20 protein-coding genes are annotated in these 23,384 nt (G+C 72.8%); 6 read left to right on the top strand and 14 right to left on the bottom strand.

What is annotated here, in order from left to right; translation table 11 throughout:
* The first annotated feature begins 64 nt into the window (after nt 1–64).
* The 3 genes from GGR16_RS21215 (at nt 65) to GGR16_RS21205 (ending at nt 3,125) form a co-directional block, all read left to right on the top strand.
* The gene (locus GGR16_RS21215) at nt 65–682 is read left to right on the top strand and encodes a shikimate kinase (RefSeq protein WP_019402540.1); all 618 of its coding nucleotides are present in this window, start codon (nt 65–67) and stop codon (nt 680–682) included.
* Between the two features lie 65 nt (nt 683–747).
* Nucleotides 748–1,839, top strand: a complete 1,092-nt coding sequence (aroB, locus tag GGR16_RS21210) for a 3-dehydroquinate synthase (RefSeq protein WP_183318098.1) — start codon at nt 748–750, stop codon at nt 1,837–1,839.
* A complete protein-coding gene (locus GGR16_RS21205; protein ID WP_019402542.1) occupies nt 1,836–3,125 on the top strand; it encodes an HlyC/CorC family transporter in 1,290 nt (429 codons plus the stop codon). Before aroB ends, GGR16_RS21205 begins: the two co-directional genes overlap by 4 nt.
* 228 nt (nt 3,126–3,353) lie before the next feature.
* Here GGR16_RS21205 and GGR16_RS21200 read toward each other — a convergent pair whose 3' ends face one another.
* A complete protein-coding gene (locus GGR16_RS21200; RefSeq protein WP_183317991.1) occupies nt 3,354–5,144 on the bottom strand; it encodes a glucan ABC transporter ATP-binding protein/ permease in 1,791 nt (596 codons plus the stop codon).
* 210 nt (nt 5,145–5,354) lie between these two features.
* Here GGR16_RS21200 and GGR16_RS21195 point away from each other — a divergent pair, with 210 nt between their 5' ends.
* Together GGR16_RS21195 and GGR16_RS21190 are read left to right on the top strand one after the other, a co-directional pair.
* Nucleotides 5,355–7,880, top strand: coding sequence for a DUF3772 domain-containing protein (locus tag GGR16_RS21195; RefSeq protein WP_183317989.1), 2,526 nt, complete (start codon nt 5,355–5,357; stop codon nt 7,878–7,880).
* 1 nt (nt 7,881) lies between these two features.
* On the top strand, nt 7,882–8,400 hold the full coding sequence (locus GGR16_RS21190; RefSeq protein ID WP_183317987.1) for a CAP domain-containing protein: 519 nt from the start codon (nt 7,882–7,884) through the stop codon (nt 8,398–8,400).
* Between the two features lie 6 nt (nt 8,401–8,406).
* On the opposite strand, the gene GGR16_RS21185 is transcribed toward GGR16_RS21190, so the two are convergent.
* Genes GGR16_RS21185 through cbiE form a run of 5 tightly spaced genes read right to left on the bottom strand, consistent with a single transcriptional unit; the run spans nt 8,407 to nt 13,091 of the window.
* Nucleotides 8,407–9,909: a cobyrinic acid a,c-diamide synthase CobB gene (locus tag GGR16_RS21185; RefSeq protein WP_183317985.1), complete on the bottom strand. Its 1,503-nt coding sequence runs from the start codon at nt 9,907–9,909 to the stop codon at nt 8,407–8,409.
* Nucleotides 9,906–10,688, bottom strand: coding sequence for a uroporphyrinogen-III C-methyltransferase (gene cobA, locus GGR16_RS21180; RefSeq protein ID WP_183318096.1), 783 nt, complete (start codon nt 10,686–10,688; stop codon nt 9,906–9,908). Before cobA ends, GGR16_RS21185 begins: the two co-directional genes overlap by 4 nt.
* Nucleotides 10,688–11,461, bottom strand: coding sequence for a precorrin-4 C(11)-methyltransferase (cobM, locus tag GGR16_RS21175; protein ID WP_183317983.1), 774 nt, complete (start codon nt 11,459–11,461; stop codon nt 10,688–10,690). Before cobM ends, cobA begins: the two co-directional genes overlap by 1 nt.
* Nucleotides 11,458–11,832 carry a cobalamin biosynthesis protein gene (locus tag GGR16_RS21170; protein ID WP_183317981.1) on the bottom strand — a complete coding sequence of 125 codons (375 nt, stop codon included), beginning with the start codon at nt 11,830–11,832 and terminating at the stop codon, nt 11,458–11,460. The genes cobM and GGR16_RS21170 overlap by 4 nt, the downstream gene beginning before the upstream one ends.
* Entirely contained in the window at nt 11,829–13,091 is a 1,263-nt protein-coding gene (gene cbiE / locus GGR16_RS21165) for a precorrin-6y C5,15-methyltransferase (decarboxylating) subunit CbiE (protein ID WP_425486593.1), read from the bottom strand. The genes GGR16_RS21170 and cbiE overlap by 4 nt, the downstream gene beginning before the upstream one ends.
* Here cbiE and GGR16_RS21160 point away from each other — a divergent pair.
* Nucleotides 13,090–13,872: a cobalt-precorrin-6A reductase gene (locus GGR16_RS21160; protein ID WP_425486591.1), complete on the top strand. Its 783-nt coding sequence runs from the start codon at nt 13,090–13,092 to the stop codon at nt 13,870–13,872. The genes cbiE and GGR16_RS21160 overlap by 2 nt on opposite strands.
* A gap of 107 nt (nt 13,873–13,979) precedes the next feature.
* Here the strand turns inward: GGR16_RS21160 and cobJ are convergent, their stop codons facing one another.
* From cobJ to GGR16_RS21120, 8 genes are all read right to left on the bottom strand, one after another.
* The gene (gene cobJ / locus GGR16_RS21155) at nt 13,980–14,753 is read right to left on the bottom strand and encodes a precorrin-3B C(17)-methyltransferase (RefSeq protein ID WP_183317979.1); all 774 of its coding nucleotides are present in this window, start codon (nt 14,751–14,753) and stop codon (nt 13,980–13,982) included.
* Entirely contained in the window at nt 14,750–15,481 is a 732-nt protein-coding gene (locus GGR16_RS21150) for a precorrin-2 C(20)-methyltransferase (protein WP_183317977.1), read from the bottom strand. The genes cobJ and GGR16_RS21150 overlap by 4 nt, the downstream gene beginning before the upstream one ends.
* On the bottom strand, nt 15,478–16,110 hold the full coding sequence (locus tag GGR16_RS21145) for a precorrin-8X methylmutase (RefSeq protein WP_183317975.1): 633 nt from the start codon (nt 16,108–16,110) through the stop codon (nt 15,478–15,480). The genes GGR16_RS21150 and GGR16_RS21145 overlap by 4 nt, the downstream gene beginning before the upstream one ends.
* Nucleotides 16,107–17,465, bottom strand: a complete 1,359-nt coding sequence (locus GGR16_RS21140) for a nitrite reductase (protein WP_183317973.1) — start codon at nt 17,463–17,465, stop codon at nt 16,107–16,109. The genes GGR16_RS21145 and GGR16_RS21140 overlap by 4 nt, the downstream gene beginning before the upstream one ends.
* Complete coding sequence (gene cobN, locus GGR16_RS21135) at nt 17,462–21,064, bottom strand: cobaltochelatase subunit CobN (RefSeq protein WP_183317971.1); 3,603 nt, start codon at nt 21,062–21,064, stop codon at nt 17,462–17,464. Before cobN ends, GGR16_RS21140 begins: the two co-directional genes overlap by 4 nt.
* A gap of 48 nt (nt 21,065–21,112) precedes the next feature.
* Nucleotides 21,113–22,162, bottom strand: a complete 1,050-nt coding sequence (cobW, locus tag GGR16_RS21130; protein ID WP_183317969.1) for a cobalamin biosynthesis protein CobW — start codon at nt 22,160–22,162, stop codon at nt 21,113–21,115.
* A 67-nt stretch (nt 22,163–22,229) separates the two neighbouring features.
* Nucleotides 22,230–22,658, bottom strand: a complete 429-nt coding sequence (locus tag GGR16_RS21125) for a DUF1636 family protein (RefSeq protein WP_183317967.1) — start codon at nt 22,656–22,658, stop codon at nt 22,230–22,232.
* A complete protein-coding gene (locus tag GGR16_RS21120; RefSeq protein WP_183317965.1) occupies nt 22,658–23,383 on the bottom strand; it encodes a CbtA family protein in 726 nt (241 codons plus the stop codon). The genes GGR16_RS21125 and GGR16_RS21120 overlap by 1 nt, the downstream gene beginning before the upstream one ends.
* Between the last annotated feature and the right edge of the window lies 1 nt (nt 23,384).

Here is a 23,384-nt window from a genome sequence, read left to right as displayed (position 1 = left end):
CCGCGGCCACCGTGGCGCGGCTTTCCCGTCCGTGATAGTGAAGCATCGAAGAGTGAATACCAAGATGACGAGCTATCAGGACATGGCGACCGTGGACGACGAGGCTCCACCGGCCGCCCTCGCGCCCGACGCGCTGCGCCGCAGCCTCGGCACGCGCTCGATCGTGCTCGTGGGCATGATGGGCGCGGGCAAGAGCACGGTCGGGCGGCGGCTCGCCGCAAGGCTCGGCCTCACCTTCGTCGATGCCGACAACGAAATCGAGGCGGCGGCCGGCATGACGATCCCCGAGATCTTCGCCGCCCATGGCGAGACCGCGTTCCGCGACGGCGAGCGGCGGGTGATCGAGCGGCTGCTCGGCGAGGGGCCGCAGGTGCTCGCCACTGGCGGCGGCGCCTACATGAACGCGGAAACGCGCGCCCGAATCGCCGAAGCCGGGATCTCGGTGTGGCTCAAGGCCGACCTCGACGTGCTGATCAGGCGCGTGCGCAAGCGCCCCAACCGGCCGCTGCTGCAGACGCCCGATCCGGAAAAGACCCTGCGCGGGCTCATCGAGCTGCGCTATCCGGTCTATGCCGAGGCCGCCATCACCGTGATCTCGCGCGATGCCCCGCACGAGGCGGTGGTGGAGGACATCATCCGGCGCCTCTCCGCCTTCCTCCAATCGCCCGCCGGCCGCGCATAACGGGCCCTACCGTGACAACATCCCCTTCCCCCGCCCGCCCCGCCACCCCTGCGCGCGTCGTCAGCGTGTCGCTCGGCGAGCGGTCCTACGACATCCGGATCGGCCGCGGCGTCCTCGCCGAGGCGGGCTCCGCCGTGGCGGCGCTCAAGCCCGCCGCCTGCGCCATCGTCAGCGACGAGACGGTCGCGCCGCTGCATGCGGCGGCGCTCGAGGCCTCCCTCGCAGCCGCCGGCCTCACGACGGCCCTCGTCACCGTGCCGGCCGGCGAGTCCTCGAAGAGCTACGCCCGGTTCGCCGAAGTGTGCGACGGCATCCTCGCCGCGCGCATCGAGCGCGGTGACCTCGTCATCGCGCTCGGCGGCGGCGTGGTCGGCGATCTTGCGGGCTTCGCCGCCGCGGTCGTGCGGCGCGGCGTGCGCTTCGTGCAGGTGCCGACGACGCTGCTCGCGCAGGTCGATTCCTCCGTCGGCGGCAAGACCGGCATCAACTCGCCCCACGGCAAGAACCTCGTCGGTGCCTTCCACCAGCCGAGCCTGGTGCTTGCCGACACGGCGCTGCTCGACACGCTGCCCGCGCGGGAGTTCCGCGCCGGCTATGCCGAGGTGGTGAAATACGGCCTCATCAACGACGCCGGCTTCTTCGACTGGTGCGAGGCGAACGGCGCGCGCGTCTTCGCCCCCGGCGACGAGCGCGACCATGCGGTGGCCGTGAGCTGCGCCGCCAAGGCCGCCATCGTCTCGCGTGACGAGCGCGAGACGGGCGAGCGGGCGCTGCTCAACCTCGGCCACACCTTCGCCCATGCGCTCGAGCGCGCCTGCCGCTACGACGGCAGCCGCCTCGTGCACGGCGAGGCGGTGGCCATCGGCCTTGCCCTCGCCTTCCGCTTCTCGCAGCGGCTCGGCCTGTGCCCCGGCCAGGATGCGGTGCGCGTCGCCCGGCATCTGCAGGCCGTCGGCCTGCCGTCGCGGCTTCAGGACGTGCCCGGCGGCGTCGGTACGGCGGACAGCCTCATCGACGCCATGGGCCAGGACAAGAAGGTGGAGCGCGGGGCGCTCACCTTCATTCTGGCGCGCGGCATCGGCGAGAGCTTCGTCGCCAAGGGCATCGAGGCGGGCGCCGTGCGCGATTTTCTCACGGAGGAACTGCAGCCGTCATGACGGCCGACCTTTGGCTTGCGCTCGGGACCGTTTTCATCTGCCTCATTCTCTCGGCCTTCTTCTCCGGCTCCGAGACGGCGCTGACCGGCGCCTCGCGTGCACGCATGCATGCGCTGGAGAAGGGCGGCGATGCGAATGCCAGCATCGTCAACCGCCTGCTCGCCATGCGCGAGCGGCTGATCGGCGCCATCCTCATCGGCAACAACATCGTCAACATTCTCGCCTCGTCCCTGGCGACGAGCGTGCTGGTCGCACTCTTCGGCAGCGCCGGGGTGATCTATGCGACGGCGGCGATGACCGTGCTCGTGGTCGTCTTTTCCGAGGTGATGCCGAAGACCGTCGCCATCAACTCCCCTGACCGGGTGGCGCTCCTCGTCTCGCGGCCGGTCGCCTTCATCGTGGCCCTGTTCGGGCCGCTCGCCCTTGCCGTCGAGGCCGTCGTGCGGCTGACGCTCAGGCCCTTCGGCATCCGCATCGGCGAGAACCAGGCGATCCTCTCCGCCCACGAGGAGCTGCGCGGCACGGTCGACCTGCTGCACCGCGAGGGCGGCGTGGTGAAGGACGACCGCGACATGCTCGGCGGGCTCCTCGACCTGCAGGACCTCGAGGTCTCGGACGTGATGGTCCATCGCACCAAGATGCGCACCATCAACGCCGACCTGCCGCCACAGGAACTCGTCAGCGAGGTGCTCTCCTCGCCCTATACGCGCCTGCCCCTGTGGCGGGGCACGGGCGACAACATCATCGGCATCCTGCACGCCAAGGACCTGCTCCGGGCGCTTGCCGCCGCCGGCGGCGACGCGGAGAAGCTCGACATCGAGAAGATCGCCCTGCCGGCGTGGTTCGTGCCGGACACGACCGGCCTCGTCGACCAGCTGCGCGCCTTCCTCTCCAAGAAGACGCACTTTGCCCTCGTCGTCGACGAATACGGGGAGGTGATGGGCCTCATCACCCTCGAGGACATCATCGAGGAGATCGTCGGCGACATCAAGGACGAGCACGACATCATCGTGCAGGGCGTGCGGCCGCTGCCGGACGGCTCCATCAACGTCGACGGCTCGGTGCCGATCCGCGACCTCAACCGGGCCATGGACTGGGACCTGCCGGACGAGGAGGCGACGACCATCGCCGGCCTCGTCATCCACGAGGCGCAGACCATTCCCGAGCAGGGCCAGGCCTTCACATTCCACAATTTCCGCTTTCAGGTGCTGCGCAAGACGCGCAACCGCATCACGCTGCTCCGCGTGACGCCGCTCATCCCACGTCGCAAGGCGGCGGGCGAGTAGGGCATCGAAGGTTCTGCCCACGGCGGTTCTGTCGACGCGAAGAGCATCGGCCCGGCAACGCGACCGGGCCGTCATGGCCGGGCTTGTCCCGGACATCCACGTCCTTTGAGGCAGCACGAGCGTCAGGGCGTGGATGCCCGCGACGAGCGCGGGCACGGCGGCGGGTGGCCGTGCGGCGATTGCCTAGCCGCGGCCCCATGGCACACACCACCACGGCCCACCGAAACCTCACGTCTCGGCGATGCCGGCGCCCTCCGGCTGCGTCTCGGCCTCGGCCAGGAACTGCGCCCGGGCGAGGGCCGCAAAATGGCCGCCCTTGGCCACCAGTTCGGCGAAGGTGCCGCTCTCGATGATGCGGCCGTCGGAGAAGACGAGGATGCGGTCGGCGTTGCGGATGGTGGCGAGCCGGTGGGCGATGACGAAGGTGGTGCGCCCGGCCATGACCGCCTCGAGCGCCTTCTGCAGCTTCGCCTCCGTCGCCGCGTCGAGCGCGCTCGTCGCCTCGTCGAGGATGAGGATCGGCGGGTTCTTGAGAAGGACGCGGGCAATCGACAGGCGCTGGCGCTCGCCGCCCGAGAGCGTGCGCCCGCGCTCGCCGATGACGGTGGCGAGCCCGTCCGGCTGGCGGGCGAGAAACTCGCTCGCCTGAGCTTTCGCGAGCGCCGCCCGCATCTCGTCCTCGCTCGCGTCGGGCTTGCCGGCGGCGAGGTTCTCGGCGATCGAGCGGGCAAAGAGCATCGGCTCCTGGAAGACGACGCCGATATTGTGGCGCAGGCTCTCGAGTGTCAGCGAACGGATGTCGCGCCCATCCACCGAGATCGTGCCCGATTGCGGATCGAAGGCCCGGTAGAGCAGGCCGAGCGTCGTCGACTTGCCCGAACCGGTGGCGCCGACGAGCGCCACCGTCTCGCCGGGGGAGACCGCGAAGGTCACATCCGCCACCGCGGACCGCTTGCCGTCGTAGGAGAAGCTCACCCCGTCGAAGGTGACGGCGCCGGAGAGCTGCCCGGCAGCGACCGCATCCGGCCGGTCGGCGACCGTGGGGGCAGTGTCCGCCACGGCGAAGAACTCGGCGATCTTCGGCGCCTGCATGAAGAGCACGTTGACGAAGCCGACCGCCTGCTCCAGCCGGCCGATGAGCAAGGTGGCGAGGCTCATGAAGGTGACGATCTCGCCGATACTGGCCTCGCCGCGCAGATGCAGCCAGGTGCCGAGGAGGAAGACGGCGAGGATGGTGAGCGTAGCCGCCGCACGCGTCGAGATGGTGGCGAGCGCCCACCAGGACAGGACGGGGGTCTGGGCCGCAAGCAGCCGGTCCGTCGTCTCGCGCAGGGCGCGCGCCTCGGCCTCGATGCGCGTGAAGCTCTGGATGACGGGCACATTGCCGAGGGCGTCCGAGGCCCGCTCGGCCAGCGCGCTGTGATAGCGCTCGACCGTGCCCTGCATGGTCTGCGTGCGCCTGAGGACGAAATTGATGAGCACCGCAAAGACGAGGACGAGGACGAGCAGCAGCGCGCCGAGGCGCAGGTTGATGACGAGCGACAGCGGCAGCAGCACGACGAGCATGACGAAGGCGGCGCAATGCTCGCGGAAGAAGGAGAGCCACAGGCTCGCCATGCCGTTCGCGCCTTCCAGCATCACCTTGAGGAGCCGGCCGGAATGGTTCTCGCCGTGGAAGGACAGGGGCAGGCCGAGGACGTGCTCGAAGAGCCGCGCCATGACCGCGAGACGCCGGCGGTGCGACAGCCGGTCGGCATGCAGCGCGACGACGACGCCCATGGCGATCGAGAACAGGCCGAAGGCGACCCACAGGCCGGCGAACAGGGTAAGACGGCGCGTGTCGAGCGGCACATCCGGCGCCTGGGCGCGGGCGAGCACGTCGATGAGCCGGCCGAAGAGCACGGGCTCGGCGAACAGCGCCGCCGCGAGCGCGACATTGGCGAGGGCGAGCGTGAGCGCCAGGCGCGCCTCGTCCCTCAGCAGGCTGAGGACACGGGCGTAGAGACGGATGATCGACATGGATGTCCGCGAGGGTGGACCGGGCCCGCAGCTTGCCCGCCAGCGCCTGCCGCCGCAACCCGCCCGCCGGGCATTAACGCTTCCTTCACCGATGGCCCGCTTGCTGCCCAAAGAGCGCAACTCCGCCGCCTTGTCTTTGCCGCAACAGCCGAAGAGGTTGCCGCGGGCGAAGCCAGGGGGCTGCGCCGAAGCAGCGGATGCCGCATGCGCATGACACGTCCTGTCCCGATCCTTCGCGTTGCGGCGGCCATCGCCCTCGCCATTGGCCTCGTCCTGCCCGCCGCCGCGCAGGACGCGCCACCACAGCAGCAGCCGGCGCCGGTGCAGGCTGCGCCGGCACCGGCGGCCGAGACCGGCAACGGCCAGGATGCCGGCGTCCACCGGGCGCAGCTCGATGGCGTACGGGCCCAGCTCGACCAGATCGAGAACGCCCTGACGCGCCAGGATCTTTCGGACGACGACCTGCAGCGGCTGCGCCAGCTGCTGGAGGCGCCGGCCGCCCGCATCCAGGCGACGCTCACGGCGCTGACGCCGAAGGCCGACGCGGTGAAGGCGCGGCTGACGCAGCTCGGCGCGGCGCCGGAGGCGGGTGCTGCGCCCGAGACGGTGGAGATCAGCCGTGAGCGGGAGGAGCGCAGCCGGTCGCTGAAGGAACTCGAGGACACGATCCGCCTCGCCAGGGCGCTGCAGGTGCAGTCCGAGCAGATCCGCACCACGCTGACCGAACGGCGGCAGGCGGCCTTCACGCGCATGATCTTCCAGCGCACGCACGGCCTCCTCAGCCCCGACCTCTGGTCGCGCATGCTCTCGGCCCTGCCGGGCGAGTTCGCCGCGCTCTCCACGGTCACGCGCGACTGGCTGGCGACCTTCGAGCGGCGCGCCCGCAGCGGCGAGGTGCTGGCGCTGCTCGCCGCCCTCGGCATCGGCCTTGCCCTGCATTTCGCGCGCGTCCGGCTGCTGCCGCATGTCGCACGCCGCCCCGCGGAGGTGACGGACCCGAGCCGGCTGCGGCAGTCCGTGACAGCCCTCGGCATCGTGCTCGCCCAGACCGTGCCGGTCCTTGCCGGGGCGCTGGTGCTCTATCTTGCGCTCGAGAGCATCCAGCTGCTGCCGCCGCGGGTTGCGCCCATCGTCGGGACCTTCCTGACGAGCCTCGTCTTTCTCGCCTTCGTGCGCTCTCTCGCCCATGGCCTCATCGCGCCCGGCCTGCCGGCCTGGCGGCTGGTGCCGGTGCAGGAGGGGACGGCGCGCATCCTCGTCACGGCGGTCACGACCGGCTCGGGCCTCGTCCTCCTGTTCACGACGGTGGAGCGCATCGCCGAATCCATCGGCGCCGACTATGCCGTCCTCGTCTTCCTGCGCGGCGTCCATGCCGCGGCGATCGCGGCGCTGCTGGCGGTGACGCTGCACCGGACGCAATCGTCCGGCGCCAGCGAGGAAGCCTGCCTCGGCCCCTACGTGCCCGACAGCCGGGCTGGCGGGCCGCTCAAGGCCCTCGGCTGGCTGGTGACGGCGATCATCGTCATCGCCTGCCTCGCGGGCTACATCGCCCTCGCCACCTTCCTCGTCGAGCAGGTCGTCTGGGTGGCGACGCTCGCGGCGGTGCTCTTCCTGCTGCTCGTCCTGGTCGAGGAGACCTTCGAGCACGCGATCCGCCCCGACAGCCGCTTCGCGCTGTCGCTGCAGACGAGCCTCGGGCTGCGCCGCCGCGCGCTCGACCAGCTGTCGGTGCTCGTGGGCGGCACCATCCGGATCCTGCTCGCCATCGGCGCCGTCGTGCTGGTGCTCGCGCCCTGGGGCATCGAATCGTCCGACATCCTCGGCTCGCTGCGCAGCGGGCTCGCCGGCATCCAGCTCGGCGAGGTCAGGCTGTCGCCGACGGCGATCGCCATCTCCATCGTCACCTTCCTCATCGTGATCGTGGTGACGCGGGCCGTGCAGCGCTGGCTCGACCAGAAGTTCCTGCCAGCGACGGAGCTCGATTCCGGGCTGCGCAATTCCATCCGCACGGCGGCCGGCTACCTCGGCTTCTTCCTCGCGGTCGCGCTCGCGACGGCCCAGATGGGGCTCAGCCTCGAGAAGATCGCGATCGTCGCCGGTGCCCTCTCGGTCGGTATCGGTTTCGGCCTGCAGTCGGTCGTCAACAACTTCGTCTCGGGCCTCATCCTCCTGTGGGAGCGGCCGATCCGCGTCGGCGACTGGGTGGTCGTCGGCGACGAGCAGGGCTATGTTCGGCGCATCAACGTGCGCGCCACGGAGATCGAGACCTTCGACCGCGCCGCGGTCATCGTGCCGAATTCCAACCTCATCTCCGGCGTCGTCAAGAACTGGGTGCACAACAACCGCATCGGCCGCATCATCGTGCCCGTCGGCGTCTCCTACGAGGCGGACCCGGACGAGGTGGCGCGCATCCTCGAGGGCTGCGCCCGCGAGCATTCCGAGGTCCTCAGCGAGCCCGCCCCGTCGGTGCTGTTCATCCGCTTCGGCGAATCCTCGCTCGATTTCGAGCTGCGCTGCTTCGTCGGCAATGTCGAAGCGTCACTCGGCGTGAAGAGCGCTCTGCTCTTCGCCATCTTCCGCAAGCTGCGCGAGGCGGGCATCGAGATCCCCTACCCGCAGCGCGACCTCCACGTGCGCGGCACCGAGCGGCTGGAACAGGCGCTCGAGCGGCTGACGGGCACCACACAGGCCACGCCGGCGCCGGCAGGCGCGGCCGAGACGTCCAAACCTTCATAGGATGACCATGGTGAACGACCTCCCCGTCCGGCGCCTGTTGCGCCGCGCGCTTGCCGCGGCCCCGCTCGCGCTCCTTGCGGCCTGCTCTTCCCCGCCGCCGGATACGCAGCAGCCGGCCTTCTACCGCTCACTCGCCTCGGCGGGGGCGAGCGTCGATGCCGCGAGCGCCGCGGGCATGATCTCGGCCTATCGCCGCAACCACGGCCTGCCGCCCGTCGCCGTCGACGCCGCCCTGCAGCGCGAGGCGCAGGCAGAGGCTGAGCGCATGGCGACGGCCGACAGGCCGAGCTCGGCCGATGCGGTGAAGCAGCGCCTCGCCGCGGCCGGGGTCGCCTCCCCCGCCGTCAACCTCTCGGCCGGCTATCACACTGTGGCGGAGGCCTTCTCCGGCTGGCGCGAATCGCCCCAGCACGACCGCACCATGCTGGCACCCGGCGCGACGCGCCTCGGCATCGCCACGGCCTATGCGCCGGGGTCGAAATACAAGGTTTACTGGGCGCTCATCGTCGCCAGCCCCTGAGAGGACTTAGCGCGGTGCGACCGCGTGGAAGAAGGTGCCGCTGACGCGCCCGCGCACGTGGCCTACGGGGCCGATGTCCGTTCCATGCGCATCGCGGACCTGCGCGAGGCAATCGACCTCGCCCGGAGCACCGGCCGTCACCGAGGCATAGTGGAACTCGTGGCCGACGAGCACCGCGCCGGCGGAACCGAGGACGCTGTCGCAGGCCAGCGTCGCGATGCGATAGCCGAGATGCAGGCGGCGCCTGGCGAAGGAGGTGACGACGGGCAGCAGGCCGGCCATGGCGTGCGTCACACCTTCGGCATCCTCCAGCGCCTCGCCCAGCACCATGTAGCCGCCGCATTCGCCGTGCACCAGCCGGCTCGCCGCGAACCCGCGGAGGCCGTCGAGGAAGCGCGCATTGCCGGCGAGCCGCCCGGCATGCAGTTCCGGATAGCCGCCCGGCAGCCAGCAGGCGTCGCAATCGTCCGCCGGCGGCTCGTCCTCCAGCGGCGAGAACGGCACGATCTCCGCCCCCGCCTGCCGCCAGCCGTCGAGCACATGCGGATAGACGAAGGAGAAGGCGGCATCCTGCGCCAGCGCGATGCGCCGGCCGGGCGGTGGCAGGCGGAGCGATGGAAGGCCGGGCGATGAAGGACTGGGCGATGAAGGACTGGGCGCCGTTCCCCTCCCCCCGCCTTGCGGTGGGGAGGGGCTAGGGGTGGGGGGTGTTCCCGCTTGGATGGGCCGGCTGTCGATCGTCGCGCCGCTGCCCCCCACCCCAACCCTCCCCGCCGCAAAGCGGGGGGAGGGAGCCTGTCGCTCCCGCTCGTCGCCTGCACTTTGCGCTTCCCGCGCAGCGCGCAGCAAGGCGTCGAGATCGATCGACGCCTCCGCGAGGTCCGCCAGTGCGTCGAGGCGGGCGGCGAGGTCGGCCGTCTCGCCCGCCTGGACGAGGCCGAGGTGGCGCTCGGGCAGGATGATCTCCTTGCGGCGCATGACGACGCCGAGGACGGGCAGGCCGATGCGTGCCATGCCGTCGGCCGCGAGGCGCCGGTGGCGCTCGCTCGCGACGTTGTTGAGGATGACGCCGGCGATCGTCACGCGCGGATCGTAGCTGCGGAAGCCGAGGGCCGTGGCGGCCGCCGACTGTGCCTGGCCCGAGACGTCGAGCACCAGCACGACCGGCCAGCCGAAGCGGGCGGCGATGTCGGCGCTGGCGCCGGTCGCCCCCTCGCCGCCGGTCACGCCGTCGAAGAGTCCCATGGAGCCCTCGGCAATGACGAGGTCGGCCGCCACATGGCCGGCGACGAGATCATCGAGCAGGGCCGGCGGCATGGCGAAGCTGTCGAGGTTGAAGCTCGGCCGCCCGGTCGCCGCGGCATGGAAGGCGGGGTCGATATAGTCCGGCCCGCATTTGGCGCCCTGCACGGCAAGGCCGCGCCGGCTGAGCGCCCGCATCACCGCGAGCGTGATCGTCGTCTTGCCGGAGCCGGAGCGCGGGGCGGCGATGAGGAGGCCGCGGCTCACGAAGCCTCCCTCAGGCGGGCGGCGAGCGTGGCGCGGAACCGCGCGATGGCGCCCACGGCGATCACCGCCGGCGCGTTGAGGCCGCCGGCGGCGGCGAGCGTGGCAAGCTCGTCGAGCGTGCCCTCCACCAGCCGCTCGGCCGGGGTCGAGACCTGTTCCACCGCAAGCGCCGGCGTCGCGCCCGGCATGCCGCCGTCCTTGAGCCCGGCCACGATGGCCGGCAGGTTGGCGACGGCCATGTAGAGAACGATCGGTACACCGGCGCGGGCGAGCGCTGCCCAGTCGGCCCCCGCCTCGCCCGGCGCCGCATGGCCGGTGGCGAGGATGACGGCCTGGTTGGTGTCGCGCGTCGTCGCCGGCACCGCATGGGCGGCAAGAGCAGCGATGCCGCTCGACAGGCCCGGCACCACGTGGAACGGCACGCCGGCGGCGGCGAGCGCCAGCACCTCCTCGCCACCGCGGCCGAAGACGAAGGGATCGCCCCCCTTGAGGCGCAGCACGCGCAGCCCTTCGCGCGCGAGCGCGATCAGCCGCTCGCAGATGTCGCGCTGGCTCGCCGAGGGCTTGCCGCCGCGCTTGCCGGCATATTCGCGCCGGGCTGAAGGCGGCGCGAGCGCCAGGATGCGCGGATCGACGAGCGCGTCGTGGACGATGACGTCCGCTTCGGCGAGCGCCTTGACGGCATGGAGCGTCAGGAGCCCGGGATCGCCGGGCCCGGCGCCGACGAGCCACACCGAGCCGGGCGCGAAGGCGGGCGTCTCGATCTCCGGCAGCCTCATCACGTCTCGCTCTCCCCCTCCTGCGGGCGGAAGCGCCGCGCATAGGTCTTCGTATAAAGCGCGCTGTCGCGGAAATCCTCCCGGGCGAGCGCCGGCCCGACGAGGATGAGCGCGGTGCGCTCCAGCTTCTCGCGCGCCACCTCGCCGGCGATGCTGGCGAGGGTGCCCCTCAGGATACGCTCGTCCGGCCAGGACGCACGCCAGACCACGGCCGCCGGGCAATCCGGCCCGTAGTGCGGCGCGAGCTCCTCCGCCACCTTGTCGACGACATGGATGGAGAGATGGATGGCGAGCGTCGCGCCCGTCGCGGCGAAGGTGGCGAGCTTCTCCCTGTCCGGCATGGGCGAGGCGCGGCCGCCGGTGCGGGTGAGCACGAGCGACTGGGCGACGCCCGGCAGGGTCAGCTCACGCCCGAGCGCGGCCGCCGCCGCCGCGAAGGCCGGCACGCCCGGCGTCAGCGTATAGGGAATGCCAAAGGCATCGAGCCGGCGCATCTGCTCGGCCACCGCGCTCCAGATGGAGAGGTCGCCCGAGTGCAGGCGCGCCACGTCCTGCCCGAGCGCATGGGCGCGCGCGAACTCGGCGGCGATGGCATCGAGGTCGAGCCCGGCCGTATCGACCAGCCGCGCGCCCGGCGGGCACCAGGAGAGGATCTCCGGCGGCAGGATGGAGCCGGCATAGAGGCAGACGGGGCAGCGCTCGATGAGGCTGCGCCCCCGCAGGGTCATGAGATCGGCGGCGCCGGGACCCGCGCCGATGAAATGGACGGTCATGGCCCCTCCCCTTCAGCCACGGCGCAGGTCGCGCCCGCCTCCGCAAGGCGCGGCACGAGAAGGCGCGCGCCGCGCCCGACGGCGACGAGCGCCGCAGCCTCGGCGACCGAGCCGACGCCGTAGCGGGCAAGGTTTTCGGGCGAGCGCGTCACCACGGCCGCCTCGACCGCCTGCATGGCCGCGCGCGATACCGGCGCGAGCGGCAGGCCCATGAGGCGCGCCGCCGCGGCCACCGCCGGCAGGTCCGCGCGCCAGTCCGGCACGGCGAGCACGGAGGCCTCCAGTCCGGCATGGGCCAATGCCCGGCATGCGAGCGCCGCGATGGCCGCCCCGTCGGCGACGCTCGAAAGACCGATGCCGAGGGCGATCATGGCTTGTCCGCCACCCATTGCGTCACGGGCATCGCCGTGCGCCAGCCATGGAAGCCGCCGACCGGCTCGGCTCGGGCCACGGAGAGGCGCCGCAGCCGCCCCCCGTGGGCGGCGAAGAGCGCGGCGAGCCGCTGTTCGCTCTCCAGCGTCACGGCATTGGCGACGAGCCGCCCGCCGGCCGGCAAGGCGGCCCAGGCCGCCTCGAAGACGCCGGCATCCGTCAGCCCCCCGCCGATGAAGATGGCCTCGGGCCGCGGCAGGTCGGCGAGCCCCTCCGGCGCCTTCGCGACCGTCACGGTGACGCCCGTGGCGCCGAGCCTGTCCGCATTCGCCGCGGCGCGCGTCGCGCGGTCCGGCCGCTCCTCGATGGCGAAGGCGCGGTTGCGCGGATGGGCGAGGCACCATTCGATGGCGATGGAGCCGGCGCCGGCGCCGATGTCCCACAGCACCTCGCCCGCGCGCGGGGCGAGCGCCGCCAGCGTCACGGCGCGAATCTCGCTCTTGGTGAGCTGGCCGTCGTTCTCGAACCAGGCATCGTCGCGCCCCGGCACGAGCGTGACGACCCGGGCGTCGGGGCCGGCGACGACCTCGACGGCGAGCGTGTTGAGCGGGCCGATCCCGGTAAGGTCGAAGCCCTGCGCCGTCGTCGCAAGGCGCCGCTCGCGCGGCCCGCCCATGGCCTCGAGCACGGTGAGGCGCGAGGCGCCGAAGCCGCGCTCTGCGAGCAGCGCCGCCACCTTGCCGGGCGTCGTGCCGTCCCATGTCAGCACGATAAGCCGCGCAACGGGCTGCAGGTAAGGCACGATGCCGGCGAGCGCACGGCCGTGCAGGCTGACCGTCGTCACATCCGGCAGCGACCAGCCGAGGCGCGCGGCGGCGAGCGAGAAGGACGAGGGCTGCGGCAGGCACAGCAGCTCGTCGGCCGGCACGAGGGCGGCGAGCTGCGCGCCGATGCCGTAATTGAAGGGATCCCCGCTCGCGAGGATGCACACCGGCCGGCCGCGATGGGCGAGGATCTCCGGAAAAGCCTCCTTGAGCGGGCTCGGCCAGGCGAGGGCCCGCCCGGGAAAGGGCGCCGCGAGCGCGAGGTGCCGCTCCCCGCCGACAACAAGTTCGGCCGCCTCGAGCGCGGCGAGCGCGGCGGGGGACAAGCCGGCGCGCCCGTCCTCCCCGATGCCGACGATGGTCAGCCAGGGCGTGGGGCTCGATATTGGCACGGCGCTCGACATCGGCGCTGCCTTGGGCGAGAAGTCCGGCATGTCAGCGGCCATGCGCATTCTCCTTCTCGGCGGCACCAGCGAGGCGACGGCCCTTGCCCGGCTCGTGGCGGAGGATACGCGGTTCGAGCCCGTACTGTCGCTCGCCGGGCGCACGAGCGCGCCTGCCGCAGCGCCTGTCACGACGCGCATCGGCGGCTTCGGCGGCGTGGACGGGCTGGCGCATTTCCTCGCCGAGGAAAAGATCGCGGCCGTCGTCGATGCGACGCATCCCTTCGCCGCGCGCATCAGCGCAAACGCAGCCGCCGCCCGCAGGATGGTAGGCGTGCCGCTCCTCGCCCTCGCCCGGCCGCCGTGGCAGCGCCAGCCGGGCGACAGCTGGACCGAGGTGGCCGACATGGCCGGCGCGGCGGCTGCGCTCGGCGGAAAGCCCGCCCGCGTGTTCCTCACCATCGGGCGGCAGGAGCTCGCCGCCTTCGCGGCGGCGCCGCAGCACCATTATGTCGTGCGCAGCATCGAGCCGGCGGAGGGGCTTCTCGCGTCCGCCACGCTCATCCGGGCGCGCGGGCCGTTCGCGGTGGAGGACGAGATGGCGCTGATGCAGCGCGAGGCGATCGATGTCGTCGTCTCCAAGAACGCCGGCGGCCGCGCCACCGAGGCGAAGATCATCGCGGCCCGGAACCTCGGCCTGCCCGTCGTCATGGTGCGACGGCCCGACCGGCCCGACGTGCCGACGGTCGAGACGGCCGAGGCGGCGCTGGCATGGCTCATTGCCAGGCACCGGAGCGCCAGCGTCCCCTCCCCCCTTGCGGGGGAGGGTTAGGGAGGGGGGTAGCGCCATCCGCTGCACAAGCGACCGGCGCCCGGCCTGACGCCCCCCACCCCCGACCCCTCCCCGCAAGGGGGAGGGGAGAATTGACGCCGCTCTGCTCATCGCCCGCCTCCGTAGCTGCGCGGCGTGTAGACCCAGGGTCGTTCCCCGGCCGGGCGGGGCACGCAGCGCGTCGTCGAGGCGCCGATGATGACGAGGGTCGCCATGTCGGCGAGGCCGCCGGCCGCCTCGGCAAGCGGCATCACCGTCAGCTTCTCGTCGGCCCGCCCCACGGCCCGGGCGAAGATGACGGGCGTTTGCGGCGCGCGATGCGCGCGGGCGATGGCGAGGGCGCGCCCGAGCTGCCAGGGCCGCGCGCGCGAGATGGGATTGTAGAGGCAGATGACGAAATCGGCCGAAAGCGCTGCCGCGAGCCGCTTCTCCAGCACGTCCCACGGCTTCAGGTTGTCGGACAGGGAGATGGCGCAGAAATCGCCGCCGAGCGGCGCGCCGGCCCGGGCGGCCGCTGCGAGCATGGCGGTGACGCCGGGCTCCACCGCGATGTCGAGCCCGGCCCAGGCGGGATCGCCCCCTTCGAGCGCCTCGAACACGGCCGCCGCCATGGCGAAGACGCCGGGATCGCCGCCCGAGACGACGGCCACCTGCCGGCCCTCGGCGGCGAGGGTGAGGGCATGGCGCGCCCGCTCCAGCTCCACCCGGTTGTCGGAGGCGTGGCGGCGCTGGTCCGGCTGCAGGTCGCCGAGCCGGTCGAGATAGGGGCCGTAGCCGATGAGGTCGCTCGCCCCCTCGAGCGCGGCGCGCGCCGCCGGCGTCAGCCAGTGCGGCTCGCCCGGCCCGAGACCGACGATGACGAGGCGGCCCGGCGCGCTCACAGCCGACGCCCCTCGCCGGGCACCAGCACCATGGCGAAATAGGGCGCCTCGTCGTCCGCTTTTTCGGCGAGCGGGCAGACGATCTCGCCGTGCATGGTGCCGCGCTCGACGAAGACGGCGCGCTCGATGAGCCCGGCCTCGATCAGCGCCGCACGCACCTTGGGGAGGTTGCGGCCGAGCTTCATGATGACGGCGGCGTCGGTCGTGCCGAGGCGGCGCACCAGATCGTCCTTCGCGAGCGTCGCCGGCAGCACCGTGAGCACGTCGTCACCCCAGGTGATGGGCACGCCCGCGCGCGACCAGCAGCCCGACATGCCGGTGACGCCCGGCACCACCTCCACCGAAAAGCGCCCGCGCAGGCGTCGCCACAGATGCATGAAGGAGCCGTAGAAGAAGGGGTCGCCCTCGCACAGCACGGCGACATCGGTGCCGGCGGCGAGTTCCCGGGCGATCGCCTCGGCCGCCTCGTCGTAGAAGGCCGTGATGGCGGCGCCGTAGCCCGGATCGGCCACGGCGATCTCGGTCGTCACCGGATAGACGAGGGCCATTTCGCGCCCGGCGGTGCCGATGGCCTCATCCGCGATGGTGCGGGCATGGCCGCGCCGGCCCTTCTTGGCGAAATGGGCGACGAGGCTGGCCTCAAGCACCACCTCGCGGGCGCGCAGCGTCACGTAGCCGGCGTCGCCCGGTCCCATGCCGACACCGAAGAGCTTGCCTGGGGGGGTCATTCGCTGTCGCTCGCAAGGGCGTTGACCGCCGCGGCCGCCATGGCGCTGCCGCCGCGCCGGCCGTGGACGACGAGATGCGGCACGCGCCCGTCGGCGGCGAGCACCGCCTTCGATTCGGCCGCGCCGACGAAGCCGACCGGGATGCCGATGACGGCAGCCGGCAGCGGCGCGTCCTCGTCCAGCATCTCGAGCAGCCGGAACAGCGCCGTGGGCGCATTGCCAACGACGACAAGGCTGCCGGCGAGCCGCTCGCGCCACAGCTCCATGGCCGCGGCGGTGCGGGTGTTGCCGATCTTTTCGGCGAGGGCCGGCACGCGCGAATCGTCGAGCGTGCAGACGACCTCGTTACCCGCCGGCAGGCGCGCGCGGGTGATGCCGTTCGCCACCATGCGCGCGTCACAGAGGATGGGCGCCCCCCGGCGCAGGGCCGCCGCCGCCGCTTCCGCGAAACCGGCGGACATGTCGACGTCCTGCGGCAGGTCCGTCATGCCGCAGGCGTGAATCATGCGCACGACGACGCGCTCGGCGGCGCCGGAAAAGCGCGCAAGATCGGCCTCGGCGCGGATGATGGCGAAGGAGGCGCGGTAGATCGCCGCCCCGTCGCGTTCGTAATCGTAACGGCCGCTCATCGCGGCATCTCCTTCCCCAGTTCAGGCCTCAGCGCGCGGGCGAGGGCCGCGATTGCCTCGCCCCGCGACGGGCCGGTCGCGACAACCGCCTGCAGCAGCGTCTCGATCTCCGCCACGGAGCGCACGGCGAGCGGCGCATCGCGCGCCGTGCCGTCGAGCACCACGCCATAGCCGCCCGCCTCGCCCACCAGCGTGAGCGGCGCCGGCGCCTGGCGCGCACACCCCTTGGCGCAGCCCGAGACATGCATGGCGCCGAAGAGCCCGGCCACGCCGGCGAGGCGCAGGGCATCGGCCTGCGCCGGCGCGAAGGCGCTCCGGCAGGCCGGGCGCCCCGGGCAGGCGACGAGCAAGACCCGCGGATCGTCGGCATCGACGATGAAGCCGGCCGCCCGCGCCTCGCGCATCAGCCCGTCCGCGGCGCCCCTGTCAAGATGCGGGATGAGCACGGCCCGGGACGGCGTCAGGCGCAGTTCTCCCGCGCCGTGGCGGCCGGCCCAGCCGGCGAGCCGGCGCATGTCGGCAGCGGCGAGGCGGCCGAAGGCCGGGGCGACAGCGAGGATCGGTTGTTCGCCGGCTGGCAGAAGGCCGAGGTAATTAGCCGGCACATCGTTTCTTTGCCGAGGGCTCCGCTTACCGGGGTTATTGGCGAGGAATTCCGATACCAGCGCAGCAATCCGGACCGGGAGACCGGCCGCCTGTTCCCTCCCCCCTTGCGGGGGAGGGTTAGGGAGGGGGGGGGTCCAGCCAGGAAGGCAACCACCCTCTTTCGTCGTGACCCCCACCCCCAGCCCCTCCCCGCAAGTGGGAGGGGAGTAGGGCGCGTCAGCTTCAGGTGGCCATACATCGCGCAAACGGACGACAGCGTTTCCGTCCGCATCGACGGCGACCTCGAGGTCCGCCGCCACGGCGGGCGCGGTGCCTTCATGTCCGAGGGCGATGCAGAACTTGCCGGGGAGCTTCGCGCGCAGTGGCCGCAGCGCGGCCTCGATGGCGTCGGCGAGCGGGCGCAGGTCGCGCAGGCCGTCGAGACCCGCGAGCGGATCGAGGAAGACGATGCGCTGCGGTCCTGTTGCCGGCAAATCATCGATGAAGCCGAGTCCGGCGAGCGCGTCGGAGAGCGCGCCATGATCGGCCTCGGCAACACCGCGCAACTGCAGGTTGCCGCGGCTCGTAACATCGGTGGGGCCGTTGCCGTAGCGCTCAGCCAGATCGGCGAGCCCTCCGAGCTGTGCCGTCGTCAAGCAGCCGTGGCGCGGGTGGATGCGCACGAGGAGGCCGTCGCCGGTCGCCATGGGGCGGGCGATGCCCGGACACCAGCCGCGTCGGCTGGCCGGTACGGGAGCCGCGCCGCTCATGCCGCGGCCTCCCGGACGAGGGCGTCCAGTCGGGTGGCGGCGGAATTGAGCCGCGAGCGCCACAGGCCGCGGCGGCGGGCCGCGGCGAAACGCTCGAGGATAGCACCGGCGGCCGGAGGATTGGCCTCCCGCACCTGCGCGAAAACCGCCTCGTCGCCCACATAGGCGGCAAAGAGCATGTCGAACTGGCGGTCCGACACCGCGCCCGTGGTGGCCGCGCAGATGAAGACGGCATCGAGCGACTGGGCGAGCTCGGCGGCGCCGCGCCAGCCATGGGCGAGCTGGCCGGCGACCCAGCGCGGGTTGGCGAGCCGGCCGCGGACGAGGCGAGCGACGTCCTCCTCGACGGTGCGCACGCGCGGCGCCTCCGGCCGGCTGGTGTCGAGGCTGAAGACGAGCGCCCCGTCGCGCCCGGCGACGGCGAAGCCGCCGATGGCCTCCATGGCGTCGTCGCCGTCGAGGATGTCGCGCTCGCGCGTGTCGGACACATGGACGAAGGCATCCGCCGCCGCGAGCCGCTCCGCGAAGGAGCCGTCCCGACGCGCCTCGCCGGCGCCATAAGCGTGGTCGGTCGCGGCCAGGTAGAGCGCGGCAAGGTCCCCGCGCGCGGCCTCGTCATCCGCCAGGACCCGGTCCGCCAGCCCCACGCCGTAGCGGCCCGGCGCGGCGCCGAAGACGCGGGACAGGAGGCCACCGGCGCGGCGCGCGGCGGCGAGCGGGTTCCAGCCGTCCTCCTCGTCGAGCGCCGCGACCGCCCGCGCCGCCTGGTCGAGCAGCGCCAGCTGGATGGGGAAGGTATCGCGAAAGGCGCCCGAGACGCGCAGGGTGACGTCGACGCGCGGCCGGTCGAGCAGCGCCAGCGGCAGAATGGTGAAGCCGCCGACGCGGCCGGAGGCATGGTCCCACTCCGGCTTCACGCCCATCAGCGCCAGCGCGTGGGCGATGTCCTCGCCGCCGGTGCGCATGGTGGGCGAGGCCCACAGGTCCATGACGATGCGGCGCGGCCAGTCCCCCGTCTCCTGCAGATGGCGGCGGATCACCTCGGCCGCGGCGCGCTCGCCGAGCCGGGTGGCGGCCGGGGTGGGGACGGCGCGCGGGTCGAGCGTCGTCATGTTGCGGCCGGTGGGCAGCACCTCCACCTGCCCGCGGGCCGGCGACCCCGATGGGCCGGGCGGCACGAAGCGCCCGTCGAGCGCGGCGACGAGAGCGTCACGCTCGGCCGCGCCGCTCGCCGCGACGGCCTCGGCCACGCGGGTTGCCTGCGCCTCGTCGAGCCCGGCGATCTCGGCGAGGAGGCGCGCCCGCTCCGCCGCCGCCGGGCTGCGGCCGAAGATGTGCAGTCCCTCGGCGAAGGAGATTTCGGCGAGGTCGCACAGATGCGCATCGAGCGCGCTCAGCGCCTCCGCCATGGCCATGCCCGGGACGATGCCGCATTCGGCGGCGAGGCCGGAGGCTTCGGCGCGCGACAGGATGTCCTCGGCAAGGAGCTTCGCGCGGCGCGGGTCGAGCGCCTGGGCGCCGGCATATTCCTCGACGAGGTCGCGCAGCGCGGCCGCCTCGCCGTGGAGCCCGCCGACGGCAAGCGGCGGCGTGAGATGGCCGAGCGTCAGGGCCGCGATGCGCCGCTTGGCGGGCGCCGCCTCGCCCGGATCGTTGACGATGAAGGGATAGATCACCGGCAGGTCGCCCGCCGCCACCTGCGGCCAGCAGGCCCCTGACAGCGCCACGGCCTTGCCCGGCAGCCATTCCACAGTGCCGTGCGTGCCGAGATGAACGAGGGCATCGATGCCGGCGCGCCGGAGCGCCAGATAGAAGGCGAGATAGCCGTGGCAGGGCGGCACGTCCGGCGCGTGATGCAGCGCCTTCCTGTCGGCGCCCGGCAGGCCGCGGCCCGGCTGCAGGGCGGCGAGCGCCTTGCCGGCGCGCAGGACCGGGAAGACGAAATGATCGTCGCGGCAGGCGGGGTCCGATTCAGGCGCGCCCCAGCGGTCCAGAACCTCCGCCTGCAGCGCGGCGGGCTGGGCGGAGAACCAGACGCGATAATCGGCAAGGGACAGGAGCGCTTCGCCATCGCCCCCCGGATCGCGGGAGAGATCAACCGCGCTGACCGGGTGCCCCCTGTCCCCCTCCCCCCGCTTGCGGCGGGGAGGGACCAGGGGTGGGGCGCCCTCGGGCGCAGCGCCGGGGCGTTCGGAATCACCTGCCGTAGCCATCGTATTCGGCGAGCACCCACCTGCGGCACCGCCCCCCACCCCGGCTCTCCCCGCCGCTTCGCCGGGGGAGGGAGAAGAGCCCGTCAGCCGCGGCATCACTTCGGCCACGTCGAAGCTGCGGCGCGTGTCGAAGCCGACCGCGGCGAGATCGTCGAAGATAGCGCATAGGCTCGCCGGCGTGTCGAGCCCCACGGCATAGCCGGCGCGGCCGGCCCGGGCGGGATAGTCGGACAGGATGAAGGCGAGGCGCCGCTCGCCGCGCGGTGTCGCGGCAAGGCGCGCCCAGCGGGCGGCGAGATCCGCGACCGCCGCCACGCCCTCCGGATCGGCGACCTTGCGCCGGCCGACGAAATCGGCCGCCGGCACGTCGAGCGCCCATTCCTTGAAGGCGACGGCGCGGCCGATGAGGCGCCCGTCCGCCTCCGGCAGCACGACCTGCATGGCAAGATCCGCGGCGGCGAGGCCGGCCGGCGCCTCCGCCCAGGCCTCGCGCGTGCTGCCCGAGACGATCGCCTGGATGACGGGCGCCCCGGCCGCGTCGAGGACGAAGCCGGCATCGTCCCGCGCCGAAAAGCCCGTCAGCGCGACGATCACGGCGGGCGGGCGCAGCGTGATGAGCCGGCGCAGCGGCTCGGCGACGGCAGGATCCTTGAGGCTGGTGAGCGCCAGCGGCAGCGGCGCGAGGCCACGCACGGCCAAGGCCTCGGCGAGGGCTGCGGCCGGCGCGACATCCCCGGCCGCGAGCGCCGAGCGATAGAAGAGGAGCGGCACGACCGGCCGGTCAGCCGGCAGGCTTGCAAGCGCCGCCTCGGGCTCCACGGCCCCGCCCTCGGCCGACCAGGCGACGAGCGGCGGCAGCGGCGCCGGCGGTGCAGACGCGGTCTCGCTCGCCGTTTCATGGCCAAGGGCTGCCGCGATGCGGCCGAGCATCGCCTGCATCGCCGGCTCGCTGCCGGCCGAGAAATCGGCGTGGAGCACGCGGAGCAGGTCCGGCGGGGCACTGGAGAGCGCCATGAGCGCCGGGTCGGGCCGCGGTTCGCCGGGCACCGCCGCGAAGATGAGGTTCGTCTCCCGCGCGAGCTGCGACAGCCGCTCGAGCCCGTAGCGCCAATAGTCGATGCCGCCGAGGCAACGCACCAGGACGAAGCGCGCCTTCGCCGCCACCTGATCGACATAGAGGTCGACCGACAGGGGGTGGCGCAGCCGCTTGAGGTCGGCGAGGCGCAGGCTGGGGAAGCCCTTGCCGAGGCGGGCATGAGCGGCCGCGACGAGCGCGAGGTCGCTGTCGGCGAAGGAGAGCACGACGATGTCGCCCGGCGACTGGGCGACGTCCACCGCCTCGTTCGCCTCGTCGAGCGTCACGGAAGTCGTCGCGAGGAGGTGCATCGCCTCCGTCCCTCACCTTTCACGCGGGCCGGCGAGCCCGCGCGTTCCTCACCCGGCGAGCGCGCCCGCCACCGCAGCCTGGTCGAAGCCCTTGAGGCCGATGACGACGAGCCGGCCCGCGCGCTCCTCCCCCGGCTTCCACGCCCGGTCGAAGTGGTGGCCGACGCGGGATCCCACCGCCTGCACCACGAGCCGCATGGGCTTGTCCGGCAGCGCAAGGAAACCCTTGATGCGCAGGACACCATCCACCGCGCCCGCGGCGGCCACGCGCCGGGCGATCTCCTGCGGCGAATCGACATCGGCCACCGGGAAGACGGCGCTCTCGAAATCGTCGTGGTCGTGCTCGCCGACGTCGTCATGGTGCGACGGGCGGGCGGCGAGGTCGTTCTCCGCCGCCGCGCCGAGGCCGATGAGGACGCGCGCGTCGATGGCACCGTTCGCGGCCGGCACGATCTTGATCGCGCGCGGCAATTCGCCCGAGATCTGCGCGGACACCGCCTCGATCTCGGCCGGGCTCATCAGGTCCGTCTTGTTGAGCACGATGAGGTCGGCGCACAGGAGCTGGTCCTCGAACACTTCCTCGAGCGGATTGTCGTGGTCGAGAGTCTCGTCCGCCGCGCGCTGGGCGGCGAGCGCAACGGGATCGTCGGCGAAGCGCCCCTCCACCACGGCCGGCCCGTCGACCACGGCGACGACGCCGTCGACGGTGACGCGCGAGCGGATCTGAGGCCAGTTGAAGGCGCTGACGAGCGGCTTGGGCAGGGCGAGGCCCGAGGTCTCGATGACGATGTGGTCGGGCGCCGGCTCAATGGCGAGCAGCCGGTCGAGCGCCGGCACGAAGTCATCCGCCACCGTGCAGCACAGGCAGCCGTTGGGCAGCTCCACCACCGCCTCCTCCGGGCAGCCGGCGATGCCGCAGCCGGAGAGGAACGAGCCGTCGAAGCCGACATCGCCGAATTCATTGACGATGACGGCGATGCGCCGGCCGTGGCCGCCCTCGAGGATGCGGCGCACGAGGGTCGTCTTGCCCGCGCCGAGGAAGCCGGTGACGATGGTGCACGGCACCTTGGCCGTGGTTGCTGGAAGGGTCGCTTGCATCTGTCGGTCCAGTCTGCCGCATCACGGCGGCACAAGAAAATCGGGGGCTGCGCCAGGGGCGGCGCGGCTAGTCCTGCGTCAGCGCATCGCTGCCGCTCAGGGCCGGCGCCGGTGTCTGCGGGCGAAAGGCCAGGGGCGGCACGCGCGCGACGACGCCCTTGCGGAAGGGCAGCGGCCGCTCCTTCCAGGCGACGATACCGTTGTCGGTAGCGGCATAGGCGCGTGCGGCAGCGGCGATGTCGTCGAGATGCGCCTCGTTGTCGAGGTCGCCGACGAGATAGGTCCACTTGCTCTCGCCGGCGAGCGCCACCGTGCAGGGGCGGTTGCAGACGGCGAGGCACTCGACCGGCACCACCGCGGCGCCGGGCGCATCATCGGCCAGCCGGTCGGCGAGGCGCTCGGCGAGCACGCGGCCCGGCTCGTCGAAGCCGGCGGCATTGTCGGCGCGCCGCCGGCAGGAGACGCAGACGAAGACGGTGACGTCAGGCGCCGCCATCACGCCTCACCCGCCCGGCGGGCCAGATGCTGCCAGAGGAGGCCGACGAGAAGCCCGGTCGATAGCCACAGCACCGCCTGCACGGCGAGCGAGGCGGCCGCGAACTGGGCGGCGAGCTCGGCCGGCACGCGGCTCTCGTAGGCGGCCGGATGCGGCGCGCCGACGACGTGCGGCGCCGCGATCATGGCAAGGGCGAGGGCACGGGCCCAGAACGCGCCGTGGCGCACGAACAGCCACAGGCCGCCCGCGGTCAGCGCCGCCGTCGCGATCCACCAGACCTGCCGCGCCAGCAGCGGCGCGGCGGCACTGCCGGGCAGTTCCGGCGCGAGGCCGAGGGCCGGTGCAAGGCCGGCGGCGAGGAAGGCGGCGAAGGCGAAGCCGAGGGCCCGGCGCTCGTCGATGCGCCCGCCTGCCGCGATCATGGCGGCGAGGATGACGAGGGCGAAACCGACGGCCGTGACGACCGTGGCAAGGCCGGTCAGCAAGGCCCTGCCGGCATCGAAGCCGGCCTCACCGCCCGATACGGCAGCACCGGCGCCGTGGCCGCCGTGAGCGAGGATGATATTGGCCGGCACCAGCAGGCCACGGGCCTGCTGCTCGGCCTCGACCTCATAGACTTCCGCCGCCAGGATCAGCGGCGTCGTGGTGAAATGCTGCAGGACCGCAACCGCAAGCCCAGCAACGAGGCCGGCCACAAGGCCGACCGCGAGCACGCGTTGAAGCATT

The organism is Chelatococcus caeni, from assembly GCF_014196925.1.
In the GTDB taxonomy this organism is placed as follows: Bacteria; Pseudomonadota; Alphaproteobacteria; order Rhizobiales; family Beijerinckiaceae; genus Chelatococcus_A; species Chelatococcus_A caeni.
Note: the sequence above shows the minus strand (reverse complement) of the source record. Positions and strands in the feature narration are given on the sequence as shown.